Raw genomic sequence first — 12,050 nt, forward strand, 5'->3', positions numbered from 1 at the left:
GCCACCGGAGAGACCCTTGAGGAGGGCGTATCCGCGCCTCAGTGAGCGCGGAGCCGGAGCGCCGGGTGCGGTGCGTCGTACCGAAGGGCGTGATGCGCCATGCGCACCCTGCTGAGAGCGCGGATGGACACCCGTGCCGGGAACGAGGCGTTCCGCAGCGGCTCGCTGGGGAAGGTCATCGAGGGGCTGATGGCACAGCTCCACCCCGAGGCCGCCTACTTCACCGCGCTGGACGGCGGCCGCACCTGTCTCATGGTCTTCGACATGGAGGACGCCTCCCAGATGCCCGCCATCTGTGAGCAGCTCTTCCTCGAACTGGAGGCCGAGATCGAGCTGCACCCCGTCATGAACGCGGACGACCTCAAGAAGGGCCTGGCCGGCGCGAAGAAGTAGGCCGCCGGGAACGGGCCGCGCGCGGCTCAGCCCGCGTCCGGCTCCAGGCGCAGCGAGATGGAGTTGATGCAGTAGCGCTGGTCGGTCGGGGTGGGGTAGCCCTCGCCCTCGAAGACGTGGCCGAGGTGCGAGCCGCAGCGTGCGCAGCGCACCTCGGTGCGGGTCATGCCGTGCGAGCGGTCCTCGATCAGCTCGACGGCGGAGGAGTCCCTGGGGTCGTAGAAGCTCGGCCAGCCGCAGTGGCTCGCGAACTTCTCCGTCGACCGGAACAGCTCCGCGCCGCAGGCGCGGCAGGAGTAGACACCGGCCGTGGTCGTGTCGGTGTACTCACCGCGGAAGGCGGGCTCGGTGCCGGCCCGGCGGAGCACCTCGTACTCCGCCGGCGTCAGCTCCGCGCGCCACTGCTCGTCCGTCTTCTCGACCTCGTACGACATGTCGCGCGTTCCTTCCGTTCCTGCCGGGTGTCAGCTCTCCAGGCGGGCCAGGATCTTCGGACCGAGGTCCGTCACATCGCCCGCTCCCATGGTCAGAACGAGATCGCCCGGGCGCGCCATTCCCGCGACGACGTCCGGGATCGCGGCCATGTCGGCCTCGGGGCGGACGTCCGCCCCGGCCTCCCGGGCCGCGTCGATGATCAGGGCGCTGGTGATGCCGGGGATCGGGTCCTCACGGGCCGGGTAGATGTCCAGGACCACGGAGGCGTCGGCCAGGGCGAGGGCCTGGCCCATCTCCGTGCCGAGCTCCTGGGTGCGGCTGAAGAGGTGCGGCTGGAAGACGACCAGCACGCGCGCGGTGTCCCCGACCGCGCCCCGGATGGCCTCCAGGTCGGCGGTCATCTCGGTCGGGTGGTGGGCGTAGGAGTCGATGACCTGGACGCCGCCGGCCTCGCCCTTGAGCTGGAGGCGGCGCTTGACGCCGGTGTACTTGCCGAGCGCGGAGGCGAGGTTGTGCACGGGGATGCCGAGCGCGACGCCCGCGGCGAGGGCCGCGACGGCGTTGTGCGCGTAGTGGCTGCCGGGCACGGAGACGGTGAAGGTCAGCATCTTGCCGCCCAGGAGGACGGTGACCTCGCTGGTCAGGCCGCGGGGGTTGACCTTGAGGACCCGTACGTCGGCGTCCTCGGCCGCGCCGTAGGTGACGACCTCGATGTCGTAGCGGCCCGAGACGCGCTCGGTCAGCTCGCGGGCGCCGGCCTGGTCCGCGGAGACGACCAGCGTGCCGCCGGGCCGGATGCGGCCGACGAAGGTGTCGAAGGACTCGTAGATCTCCTCCATCGACGCGTAGTTCGCGTGGTGATCGAGCTCCACGTTGAGGATGATCGCGACCTCGGGCGCGTACTTGTGGAAGCTGCGGTCGCTCTCGTCCGCCTCGGCGACGAAGATCTCGCCGTCGCCGTGCCGGGCGTTGGAGCCGGGGGCGTCGAGGTCGCCGCCGATGGCGTACGACGGGGCCAGGCCGAGGGCGTCGAGGGAGACCGCGAGCATCGAGGTCGTGGTCGTCTTGCCGTGGGTGCCGGCGACGGCGATCGGGCGCAGGCCGTCCATCAGGCGGGCGAGGGCGTCGGAGCGGTGCACGACGGGGATGCCGCGCTCGGCGGCGGCCGCCAGCTCGGGGTTGTCGGCGCGGATGGCGCTGGAGACGACCACACAGCTGGCGTCCTCGGCCAGGTGCGCGGCGGCGTGGCCGATGTGCACGGTGGCGCCGAGGGCGCGCAGGGCCTCGGCGGTCGCGGAGTCCTTGGCGTCACTGCCGGCGACGGCCGCGCCGCGCTGGGCGAGGATCTTCGCGATGCCCGACATGCCGGCGCCGCCGATGCCGATGAAGTGCGGTCGGTCCATCGTCGTGGGGACGGCCGGTGCCATGTGCGGTGCTCCCTGGGGGTTGGCGGTGGGGCTACGGGGACCGATTCTCGCACCCGCCACCGACAGTCCCGCCCGCGCCCGTCCCACCGGTGCCGTACCGGCGTCACACCGGGCGGATCAGACCCGTCGTGAGGCCCGCCGCGATGGCGGCGGTGCGGCTGTCGACGCCGAGCTTTCCGTAGATGTGCACGAGGTGGGTCTTGACGGTCGCCTCGCTGATGAAGAGGCGGCGGGAGATCTGCCGGTTGGCCAGTCCCTCGGCGAGGAGCCCGAGGATCTGGGTCTCGCGCGGTGACAGGGCGGGCCTGCCGCCGGTCCGTACGCGGCCGAGCAGGCGTGCGGCGACGGGCGGGGCGAGGACGGTCTCGCCGCGCGCGGCGGCGTGGACGGCGGCGGCGACCTCCTCCGGCGGGGCGTCCTTGAGGAGGTAGCCGGTGGCACCGGCCTCGACGGCGGCGAGGATGTCGGCGTCGGTGCTGTAGGTGGTGAGGATCAGCACGGCGGGCGGGTCGGGCAGGGCGGTGATGCGGCGGGTGGCCTCCACACCGTGCATGCCGGCACCCATCTGGAGATCCATCAGGACGACGTCGGGCCGGGCGCCGCCGTCGAGGAGGCGCAGCGCCTCGCCGCCGTCGGCGGCCTCGCCGACGGCCGTCACGTCGGGCAGGTCGTCGACCATGGCGCGCAGGCCGCGCCGTACGACGGGGTGGTCGTCGACGAGGAGCACGCGGATGACGCCGCTCACGCCGCCTCCGTGCCCTCGGTGGAGCCGTGCGGGTGCGCGGGCGCGTCCGGACGTACGGGCAGCGCCGCGGCGACCGCCGTGCCCTCGCCGGGGGCGGACTCGACGGTCAGGGTGCCGCCGAGCTCCGCGATGCGCTCGCGCATGCCGTGGAGGCCGAAGGTGCGGCGGCCGTCCGGTGCGCCGGGGGCGTCCGGGGTGAAGCCGACGCCGTCGTCGTAGACGTCGAGGGTGACCTGGCCGTCGAGGTAGGTGAGGGTCACGGCGGCGCGGTCGGCGCGGGCGTGGCGGGCGACGTTGGCGAGCGCCTCCTGGGTGAGGCGTAGCAGGGCCACCTCGGTCTCCACGGGCAGGGGGCAGGGCTCGCCGTCGAGGTGGAAGGCCGCGGTGGGCAGCGTCCCCGCGGTGACGCGGCGCAGTGCCTCGGGCAGGGGCGCGTCGTCGAGGGCGGGCGGGGTGAGGGCCTGGACGAAGCGGCGGGCCTCGGCGAGGTTGTCGGAGGCGGTCCGGCCGACCTCGCGCATGCGCGCGCGTGCCGTGTCGGTGTCGGCGGTCTCGGCGGCGCGGGCGAGCAGGACGATGCTGGACAGGCCCTGGGCGAGGGTGTCGTGGATCTCGCGGGCGAGGCGCTGCCGCTCGGCGAGCCGGCCCGCCTCGCGCTGGGCGGCGGCGAGCTCGTCGCGGGTGCGGACCAGGTCGTCGATGAGGTGCTGCCGGCGGCGGCTCTCCTGGTAGAGGACGGCGTAGCCGTAGCCGGTGAGGACGGCCGCCGCCGCTCCCGCGACCGGGCCGATGACCTTGGCGGCCGTGAGCCCGCCGGGCGCGGCGGCCTGGGCGGCCACGACGGCGGCGGTGGCCGCGGCGATGGCGGGGTGCGCCCAGCGGACCGGCATGGCGTGCAGGAAGAGGAAGAAGAGCGGGAAGGCGATGTAGCTGAAGCGGTGGTCCATGGCCAGGAGCACCAGCCACAAGGCGGTGACGACGGCGAGCCAGAGCCCCGGGCGGGGCGCGCGCCGGATGACGCCGAGGGCGTAGGCGGTGGCGAGCGCGATGCCGGGGAGCAGGGGGGCGGTCGGCTTCATCCCCGCGGCGGCGGGGGCGAGGGCGATGGCGAGCAGGGCGTAGAACGCGCAGTGCAGTGCGAGCCGGACCAGCCTCAGAGCGGGCATCTCGGCGACGGGGTGCTCGTCGCTCGCGCATCCCGCCCTGGCACCGTCCGGGGCCGGGGCCGTGGGCCGCCGCCGGGTGCGGAGCCGGGCGCCCGCGCCGTACCGGCGGCCGGATGTACCGGTCGCGGCGGAGAGGGATGCGCTCGTTCGACTCACCCCATCGAGCGTACGGGTCCGCTCCGGACGCTCCTCCGCCGTACCCATCAACCGTTCGATTGATTTCCGGCCGCACCGTACGGACGAGCCGAAGACCGCTCCTTGCCCTGATGGCGGCGCGGCGCCCGGGCCCGATCGTGGAGGGGTCGTTGCCCGAGTCGTCCGAGAAGGTTTCCTGCCGTGTTCGTCGCGCTGCGTGACATCCGCTTCGCCCGGGGGCGGTTCGCCCTCATGGGGGCCGTCGTCGCGCTCATCACCACGCTCGTGGTCTTCCTCTACGGCCTGACCGACGGTCTGTCCCGGGAGGCGACGTCGGCCGTGGCCGGGTTGCGGGCGGACCGGATCGTCTTCGGGGCGCCCGCCGGGGCCGAGCCCGAGGTGTCGTTCTCCAACAGCACCGTCGACGGCCGTCAGCTGCGGGCGTGGCGGGAGGCGCCGGGGGTCGGCCGGGCCGAGCCGCTGGGTGTGGCGATGACCCGGCTGACGGCGCACGGCAGGGCCGCGTCGGTGAGCGCGTTCGGTACGTCCGAGTGGCTGCGGCCCGGCCTGGTGTCGGGCTCCGGGCCCGGCGACGGCGGGCTGGCGGTGAGCGAGTGCGTCGCACGGGAGGGCCGCATCCGGGTGGGCGACCGGGTCACCCTCGGTACCGAGGAGCTGACCGTCTCGGGCATCACCGCCGACCGGAGCCACGGGCACGCCCCGAGCGTGTGGACGACGCTCGCGACCTGGCAGCGGGTCGGTCATCAGGCGGGGCCGACCGCGCTCGCCGTGACCGGCGGGGGCAGCCCTGTCGGTGCCGTCGCGCGGTCCACGAAGGCGGTGCGGACCGACGCGGCGCTCGACGGGATCGACGGCTACGCGGCCGAGCACGGCACGCTCCGGCTCGTCCAGGGCTTCCTGTTCGTGGTGAGCGCGCTGGTGGTGGGGGCCTTCTTCACCGTGTGGACGGTGCAGCGGCGCCCGGAGGTGGCGGTGCTCAAGGCGCTGGGGGCGAGCGGCGGCTATCTGGTGCGCGACGCCCTCGGGCAGGCGGCCGCCGTGCTGGTCGGCGGGGCCGCGCTGGGCGCCGCCGTGGGGGCGGGCGGCGGCGCGCTGGCGTCGGCGGCGGTTCCGTTCGAGCTGGGCGCGGCCACGGTGGCCGTACCGCTGGTGGCGATGGTGGTGCTGGGGCTGGCCGGCTCCGCGCTGGCCGTACGCCGCATCACGTCCGTCGACCCGCTGACCGCGCTGGGAGCGAACCGATGACCACCGCTGCGACCGCTGTCCTGGCGTTGGAGGACGTCGGACTCACCTATCCGGACGGTGACCGCCGGCTGACGGCCCTGGACGCGGTGTCCCTGACCGTGGCGCCGGGCGAGCTGGTGGCGGTCGTCGGCCCGTCGGGCTCGGGGAAGTCGAGCCTGCTGGCGGTCGCGGCGACGCTGCTGCGGCCGGACCGCGGCCGGGTGCTGGTGGCCGGGCGGGACACGGCGCGGATGGGCGAGAAGGAGCGCGCGGCGCTGCGCCGCGAGCGGATCGGCATCGTGTTCCAGCAGCCGAATCTGCTGCCGTCGCTGACGGCCGAGGAACAGCTGCTGGCCGTGGCGCATCTGCGCGGCGGGAGCGTGCGGGCCGCGCGGGGGCGCGCCACCGAGCTGCTGGAGTCGGTCGGTCTGGACGCGGCGAAGCGGCGCCGCCGCCCGCACCGGTTGTCCGGTGGTGAACGGCAGCGCGTGAACATCGCCCGCGCGCTGTTCGGCGGCCCGTCCGTCCTCCTGGTGGACGAACCGACCTCGGCGCTCGATCACGAGCGCGGTGAGCGGGTGGTGGACCTGCTGGCGGAGGTGACGCGGCGGCATCGCACGGGGACGGTGCTGGTCACGCACGACCGGGGGCTGCTCGGCCGTGCCGACCGGGTGCTGGCGATGGGCGACGGCCGCCTGGGCGGGGCCTGAGGCCCTTGAGGGGGCGACTGTCGAGGGATCACTCCTCGTCGGCGTCGTTGTGGGCGTAGAGCTTCAGGACGGGCACCCCGACCTTGTGGCGGGCCCGGGAGGCCCAGTCGCGGTGGAAGAACTCCTCGACCAGGTGCGGGGCGGTCAGCACGATCACCTCGTCCGCGTGAGTCTGTTCGACCACCGACCTCAGCAGGTCGAGCGGGTGCCCGTCGATGAGCTGGCCGACGGCCTCGTTGCCGGCGTCGCGGAGCAGGCGCAGCGAGTGCTCCAGCGCCATCGCCGCGGGCCGGCGGGCCTGCTCGCCCTCGGGCTCGTCGGCCTCGTGGACGGCCTGCTCCAGCTCGCCGAGGGCGACGTCGTCGATGGCGCGCAGCAGCCGGTCCTCGGCGCCTCTGGGCTGCATGAGCACCACGAAGGACATCTGGTCGTCGTGGAGGCTGGTGACGAAGTCGACGTCCTCGGCGGACAGCGCCTGTTCGATCATCAATACGCTCGTGAACACGGTGGGAGCCCTTCTCCTACGTGGGCCACCGGGCCCAACAGAAACCATCCTGCGCGTGCCCCCCTGGGCCCGCCTGTTCTGACCTCGTGCCCCTGGGGGCGCGTCTGACTCAATTCTGCCCATCGACCGGCAACCGGAACGGGGAATTCCGCCGATTGTCAGATCCGGTGGTACCTGGTGAAGAGGAAACCCGATTCTTCTATGACCGACGCCAGGGTGAATCGTTCCGGCACCGCGATCGAAGGGCCGTTCACGATCCGTGCCGCCGTTCCCGCGACCGCCACCGGTGCCAGCGACAGACACATCTCGTCCAGCACCCCCGCCGCCACGAACTGACCCAGCAGCCGCGGACCGCCCTCGGTCAGCAGCCGCGTCAGGCCCCGTTCGGCCAGGACCTGCGGTACGAGCCCGGGGTCGACCCGTCGGCCCTCGCCCGCGACGATCACCTCGGCGCCCGCCGCGCGCGCCGCCGCGACCTGGTCCTCGGGCGCGCCGTCACCGGTCAGCACGATGGTCGGCACGAGCGGCTCGGTGAACAGTGGAAGCGTGAAGTCCAGATCGAGCCCGGCGCTCACCACCGCGATCGCCGGCGCCGGGCCCTGACCGAGCGCCGCCCGGCGCGCCGCGAACGCCGCGCGGGCCCGCGCGGGGCGGTACCCCTCCTGCCGTACGGTCTCGGCCCCCACCACCACGGCGTCGGCGAGGCCCCGCAGCGTGCCGAAGATGCGCATGTCGGCGTCGGAGGAAAGCGGCTGGGAGCGCCCCTCGTGATGGGCCGCGCCGTCGAGGGAGGAGACCATGTTGGCCCGCAGCCATCCGTGTCCGCCCTGCCCCGCGGCGCCGCCCGGTGTCTCGGGGTAGGCGTAGGCCTCGGCCAGTTCGGCCAGGTCCCAGGTGCGGTCTTCGGTGTCGGACGGGTCGAGCGGGTCAACAGGAAGGGGGAACAGGCGTCGCATAAGCGGCAGTGTGACATGGCTCGCTGTTCCCGGGCCCGGCGGTGCGCGGACAGCGGCTAGGCTGGAGCGCTGTGTCGTCCTCCACCGCCTCCGCCTCCAGCGTCTCGCCGTCCGCCGACGGCTCCGGTCCCATAGCCGAGCCCACGGCCGGGCCCGTGCCCGGTGCGCCGATCGCGCTCACCTCGCGCGCCCCGCACGTCCCCGCCGACCGCCTGGTCGCCGAGATGGTGCCGCCGCCGCGCTTCGACTCGGTGCGCTTCGACAACTACATCCCGGCCGCCGATCAGCCCAGCCAGGCCGAGGCCGTACGGGTGCTGGGCGACTTCGCCGCCGGACTCGGCGGCGCGAGCGCGAGCGGCACCGGCCGCAAGCGCTGGTTCCGGCGCGAGGCCAAGCCCGCCGCCACCGGTCCGCGCGGCGTCTATCTCGACGGCGGCTACGGCGTCGGCAAGACCCACCTGCTGGCCTCCCTGTGGCACGCCACGCCGGCCGCGCCGGAGCACAAGGCGTTCGGCACCTTCGTGGAGCTGACCAACCTCGTCGGGGCGCTGGGCTTCCAGCAGACCGTACGGACCCTCAGCGACCACCGGCTGCTGTGCATCGACGAATTCGAACTGGACGACCCGGGCGACACCGTGCTCGTCTCGACCCTGCTGGGCAAGCTCGTCGAGGCGGGCGTGGCGCTCGCCGCGACCTCCAACACGCTGCCGGGCAAGCTCGGCGAGGGCCGCTTCGCGTCGGCCGACTTCCTGCGCGAGATCCAGGGCCTGTCCGCGCACTTCCGCTCGCTGCGCATCGACGGCGAGGACTACCGCCACCGCGGCCTGCCGGAGGCGCCGGCCCCGTACGACGACGACACCGTCACCCGTACGGCGCACGCGACGCCCGGCGCCTCCCTGGACGGCTTCCCCGCGCTGCTCGACCACCTCTCCAAGGTCCACCCGAGCCGCTACGGCGCGATGTGCGACTCCGTGCGGGCCGTGTGCCTGACCGGTGTGACGCCGGTCGCCGACCAGTCCACGGCCCTGCGGCTGGTGGTCCTCGCCGACCGGCTGTACGACCGCGAGGTGCCGGTGCTGGCGTCGGGGCGGCCGTTCGACGAGCTGTTCAGCGAGGAGATGCTGAACGGCGGCTACCGCAAGAAGTACTTCCGGGCGATCTCGCGGCTGACGGCGCTGGCGCGCGACGCGAAGTCGCTGGTCGCTGACTAGGCGGAGTCGTTGACCCGCACCGAGGTGGTGTCCTCAATCGCCGGACGGGCTTGATGTACGGCCTGTCCGCGCCTGCCCGACGACCGGCCGGGGCGCGCGGAGCGGCGGCCCGCACCTGGTGGTGTCCTCAAACGCCGGACGGGCCTGGTGTACGGCCTGTCCGGCGCTCGCCTGACGGCCGTCGGGGGCGCGCGTTCGCCGCGGGTCGGCCCAGGGTGCGACCCCAGGACCCGTCGCCAGGGAACTGCCGACCCGCCCTCCGTCCGCTACGAGCGGGCCCATGCCAAACCAGCCCGTCCGGCGTTTGAGGACCGGGGTCCGGGGCGGAGCCCCGTGTTCTCAGGCCCGCCGCCCCGCCACCGGCAGGCCACCGCTGCAAGCGGACCCGCACCACATCAAGCCCGGCCCGGCGATCGAGGACCCGGGTCCGGGGCGGAGCCCCGTGCTCACGCCCGCCGCGAGGCGACCCGGCAGGCCACCCCCACCGCCACCCCCGCCAGCAGCCCCGCCTCCAGGACCGGCAGCGGCGACAGCGACACCGTGCCGCTGCGGGAGCCCGTGACCAGGCCCGTCACGGCGGCGTTCGCGGGCGACACCCCGGCGAAGAGCACCAGGAACGCCGCGAGCATCGTGGCGGGCACGGCCCAGGCGGTGCTGCGCAGCAGGGGCCGGTTGCACAGCGCGCCGACGGCCGTGCCGAGCAGCACGCACGCGACGGCGGCCAGCAGGCCCGCGGCGGTCGCCGGCCAGAGGTCCACCGCCACCTGGTGATCGGCGCCGCGGGGGTCGCAGATCGCGGCGACGAGGGCGGTGCCGGCGACGGCGAGGGCGGTCGAGGCGGACAGTGCGGCGAGGATCGCGGCGAGGTGCACGCGCCCGGGCCCGGCCGCCGCGGCGGCGCAGTCGCGGGCCGCGGCGGGCTCATTGGTCACACAGACGCGCACCAGCCAGGCGGCCGTGGGCAACAGCGCGGCGGCGGCCCAGCCGAAGCAGTCCAGGACGGGCTGCCCACCCTGCACGCCCACGGCCATGAAGATGCCGTAGAGCAGCAGCGGCGGCAGCCATCGGTGCGAGCGCAGCAGCAGGGCGGCCTGATAGCGGAACAGTGCGGTCATCGGCCCGGCTCTCCTTCGGGACGTTCGGGGTGCACGGGCGTCACGGCTCGGATGTGCCAGGCCGCTTCGAGCAGGGCGCGCAGCAAGGCGTCGGAGTACGCGGCCGGGACGGTCAGCCGGGCGGTGGCCGTCCGGGCGGCCGCGCCGTCGCCGGAGGGCGCCGGTTCCCGCAGCGGATCACCGGGCAGAGCGTCGGGCAGCCGGGCGCCGGGCGGGCCTTCGGCCTCGACGCGGACGCGGGGCCGGGAGCCGGCAGCCCGATCCGCCCCGGCCGGGCGGGCGCCGGGCAGCCGCTCGGCCTCCGCCGGGACACGGAGCCCGGGGGCGGCTCGCGGGGTGGTGGCACCCAGCGCCCCCTCGGCCCCGGGACGCGGACCGGCACCGGCACCGGCACGCCGGACCGTGGCACCCGGCTCCGCGACGGGCGGCCCGGCGGTCGGCACCCCGCCCGGCAGGGCCCCGGCGTCCCGCGCCGCCTCGGCCACCCGCCCGTCCGCCACCCGGAAGACCGCGTCCGCCGCGCCCGCCAGGCGCCGCGGGTCGTGGTCGACGAAGACGACCGTCGCCCCGGCGGCCACGCGGTCGGCGACCGCGCCGTCCAGGACGGCGCGGGAGGCGCGGTCCAGGCCGGTCCATGCCTCGTCGAGGACCAGGAGGCCGGACTCGGCGAGGAGGCCCTGGGCGACGGCGACCTTCTGGCTCGTGCCCTTGGACAGTTCGGACAGGGGCGTACGGGCGTGCTCCCCCGCGCCGAAACGTTCCAGCCAGCTCCGGGCGGCGCGCGCGGCGTCGGAGCGGCTCAGCCCGTGGACGCGGCCGAGGTGGGTGAGGTATCCGGCGGCGGTGAAGGGCATGGCCGCGGGGAAGCGTTCGGGGACGTACGCGGTGCGCGGCCGGCCGGTGACGCGGCCGGCGGTGGGGGCGTCGATGCCGGCGAGCAGGCGCAGCAGTGTGGACTTGCCGCTGCCGTTGGCGCCCTCGACGCGGAGCAGGGCGCCCCGCGGCACGTCGAGATGGATGTCGCGCAGTACCCACGGGCCACCCGGTCCGTAGCGGCGCCCGACCCCCCTGAGTCTCATGCGGTCACCCTAACGGGCCCGGCCGAGCGCTCACCGGACGGCTGGCAGACTGGGGAGGTGACCAGCCCTGACACCACTTCCTCCGCCCCCGCCACCGAGACCGACGACCCCCGGGACGAAGCACCGCAGTTCGTCCTGCCGCTCGTCGTCCGGATGGAAAAGGCCGAGCCGCCCGCTCGTACGGACGCGCTGGAGACCGCGGCGCGCGCGGTGCTCACGCTGCTGTCGGACGAGCGGTCGCTCTCCGGTGCCGACGGCGAGGGCGACGGCGAGTGGGCGCGGGCCGTGCGGGACTGGCAGGACGCCAGGATCCGCAAGGTGGTGCGGCGGGCGCGGGGCGCGGAGTGGCGCAAGGCGTCGGGGCTGCCGGGCATCACGGTGGAGGGCGAGCGGGCTCAGGTGCGGGTCTTCCCGCCCGTACCGCTGGACGGCTGGCCCAAGGAGCTGGTGAAGCTCCAGGTGTCGGGCACCGACCTGGACGACCCCGGGCCGCCGGTGGCGCCTGACGCGTCGGTGCCGGTGCTGTGGCTGAACCCGGAGCTGGAGATGTCGGCCGGCAAGGCCATGGCGCAGGCGGGGCACGGCGCGCAGCTGGCGTGGTGGGAGCTGGACGCCGGGGCGCGGGACGCCTGGCGGAAGGCCGGTTTCGCGCTGGCGGTACGGACGGCCGAGCCCGGCCGGTGGGCCGGCCTGACGGCCAGTGGGCTGCCGGTGGTGCGGGACGCGGGGTTCACCGAGATCGCGCCGGGGTCGTGCACGGTCGTAGCGGACCACCCGGCGCTGCGGGACCGGCTGCCGGGCTGACTCCCGCGGTCGCAGGAGGCGGGCGCTACCGCCCGCTCCCGCGCCTACGACGCCCGTGGCCGGGCAGCTTCTCCCCCTGCGGATGGTGTCGCGCGCCACCCGGCCGGGGCGCCCCACCCGCACG

At 75.0% G+C, this 12,050-nt stretch carries 13 protein-coding genes; 5 read left to right on the top strand and 8 right to left on the bottom strand.

Features of this window, described 5'->3' with window-relative positions:
• The first annotated feature begins 99 nt into the window (after window positions 1–99).
• Complete coding sequence (locus ACZ303_RS21865; protein ID WP_467341453.1) at window positions 100–393, top strand: hypothetical protein; 294 nt, start codon at window positions 100–102, stop codon at window positions 391–393.
• Between the two features lie 26 nt (window positions 394–419).
• On the opposite strand, the gene msrB is transcribed toward ACZ303_RS21865, so the two are convergent.
• The 4 genes from msrB to ACZ303_RS21885 all read right to left on the bottom strand — a co-directional run bounded on the left by msrB (window position 420) and on the right by ACZ303_RS21885 (window position 4,166).
• On the bottom strand, window positions 420–827 hold the full coding sequence (msrB, locus tag ACZ303_RS21870) for a peptide-methionine (R)-S-oxide reductase MsrB (protein ID WP_467341455.1): 408 nt from the start codon (window positions 825–827) through the stop codon (window positions 420–422).
• 30 nt (window positions 828–857) lie between these two features.
• Window positions 858–2,255 carry a UDP-N-acetylmuramate--L-alanine ligase gene (murC, locus tag ACZ303_RS21875; protein ID WP_467341457.1) on the bottom strand — a complete coding sequence of 466 codons (1,398 nt, stop codon included), beginning with the start codon at window positions 2,253–2,255 and terminating at the stop codon, window positions 858–860.
• Between the two features lie 103 nt (window positions 2,256–2,358).
• A complete protein-coding gene (locus ACZ303_RS21880) occupies window positions 2,359–3,000 on the bottom strand; it encodes a response regulator (RefSeq protein ID WP_467341459.1) in 642 nt (213 codons plus the stop codon).
• Window positions 2,997–4,166, bottom strand: coding sequence for a sensor histidine kinase (locus ACZ303_RS21885; protein WP_467341861.1), 1,170 nt, complete (start codon window positions 4,164–4,166; stop codon window positions 2,997–2,999). The genes ACZ303_RS21880 and ACZ303_RS21885 overlap by 4 nt, the downstream gene beginning before the upstream one ends.
• 336 nt (window positions 4,167–4,502) lie before the next feature.
• On the opposite strand from ACZ303_RS21885, the gene ACZ303_RS21890 reads away from it, so the two are divergent.
• Window positions 4,503–5,567, top strand: a complete 1,065-nt coding sequence (locus ACZ303_RS21890; protein WP_467341461.1) for an ABC transporter permease — start codon at window positions 4,503–4,505, stop codon at window positions 5,565–5,567.
• Entirely contained in the window at window positions 5,564–6,256 is a 693-nt protein-coding gene (locus tag ACZ303_RS21895) for an ABC transporter ATP-binding protein (RefSeq protein WP_467341463.1), read from the top strand. Before ACZ303_RS21890 ends, ACZ303_RS21895 begins: the two co-directional genes overlap by 4 nt.
• 28 nt (window positions 6,257–6,284) lie before the next feature.
• Here the strand turns inward: ACZ303_RS21895 and ACZ303_RS21900 are convergent, their stop codons facing one another.
• Both ACZ303_RS21900 and ACZ303_RS21905 read right to left on the bottom strand, forming a co-directional pair.
• Window positions 6,285–6,761, bottom strand: coding sequence for an indole-3-glycerol phosphate synthase (locus ACZ303_RS21900; protein ID WP_467341465.1), 477 nt, complete (start codon window positions 6,759–6,761; stop codon window positions 6,285–6,287).
• Window positions 6,762–6,919: 158 nt separating this feature from the next.
• Window positions 6,920–7,717, bottom strand: a complete 798-nt coding sequence (locus ACZ303_RS21905) for a pyrimidine reductase family protein (protein ID WP_467341467.1) — start codon at window positions 7,715–7,717, stop codon at window positions 6,920–6,922.
• Between the two features lie 71 nt (window positions 7,718–7,788).
• Between ACZ303_RS21905 and zapE the strand changes: the two genes are divergently transcribed.
• Window positions 7,789–8,928, top strand: a complete 1,140-nt coding sequence (gene zapE / locus ACZ303_RS21910) for a cell division protein ZapE (protein ID WP_467341469.1) — start codon at window positions 7,789–7,791, stop codon at window positions 8,926–8,928.
• A gap of 446 nt (window positions 8,929–9,374) precedes the next feature.
• Here zapE and ACZ303_RS21915 read toward each other — a convergent pair whose 3' ends face one another.
• Together ACZ303_RS21915 and ACZ303_RS21920 are read right to left on the bottom strand one after the other, a co-directional pair.
• On the bottom strand, window positions 9,375–10,043 hold the full coding sequence (locus ACZ303_RS21915; RefSeq protein ID WP_467341471.1) for an ABC transporter: 669 nt from the start codon (window positions 10,041–10,043) through the stop codon (window positions 9,375–9,377).
• Window positions 10,040–11,122, bottom strand: a complete 1,083-nt coding sequence (locus ACZ303_RS21920) for an ATP-binding cassette domain-containing protein (protein WP_467341473.1) — start codon at window positions 11,120–11,122, stop codon at window positions 10,040–10,042. The genes ACZ303_RS21915 and ACZ303_RS21920 overlap by 4 nt, the downstream gene beginning before the upstream one ends.
• A 57-nt stretch (window positions 11,123–11,179) precedes the next feature.
• On the opposite strand from ACZ303_RS21920, the gene ACZ303_RS21925 reads away from it, so the two are divergent.
• The gene (locus ACZ303_RS21925; protein WP_467341475.1) at window positions 11,180–11,926 is read left to right on the top strand and encodes a peptidyl-tRNA hydrolase; all 747 of its coding nucleotides are present in this window, start codon (window positions 11,180–11,182) and stop codon (window positions 11,924–11,926) included.
• Window positions 11,927–12,050: the final 124 nt, after the last annotated feature.

This window comes from Streptomyces sp. NPDC023527 (assembly GCF_055560115.1).

Bases quoted from the DNA above. Each gene is read 5' to 3' on its own strand.
- ACZ303_RS21920 (WP_467341473.1), bottom strand. From the start codon at position 11,122: ATGAGACTCAGGGGGGTCGGGCGCCGCTACGGACCGGGTGGCCCGTGG.
- ACZ303_RS21885 (WP_467341861.1), bottom strand. From the start codon at position 4,166: ATGCCCGCTCTGAGGCTGGTCCGGCTCGCACTGCACTGCGCGTTCTAC.
- ACZ303_RS21915 (WP_467341471.1), bottom strand. From the start codon at position 10,043: ATGACCGCACTGTTCCGCTATCAGGCCGCCCTGCTGCTGCGCTCGCAC.
- ACZ303_RS21895 (WP_467341463.1), top strand. From the start codon at position 5,564: ATGACCACCGCTGCGACCGCTGTCCTGGCGTTGGAGGACGTCGGACTC.
- ACZ303_RS21865 (WP_467341453.1), top strand. From the start codon at position 100: ATGCGCACCCTGCTGAGAGCGCGGATGGACACCCGTGCCGGGAACGAG.
- murC (WP_467341457.1), bottom strand. From the start codon at position 2,255: ATGGCACCGGCCGTCCCCACGACGATGGACCGACCGCACTTCATCGGC.
- msrB (WP_467341455.1), bottom strand. From the start codon at position 827: ATGTCGTACGAGGTCGAGAAGACGGACGAGCAGTGGCGCGCGGAGCTG.
- ACZ303_RS21905 (WP_467341467.1), bottom strand. From the start codon at position 7,717: ATGCGACGCCTGTTCCCCCTTCCTGTTGACCCGCTCGACCCGTCCGAC.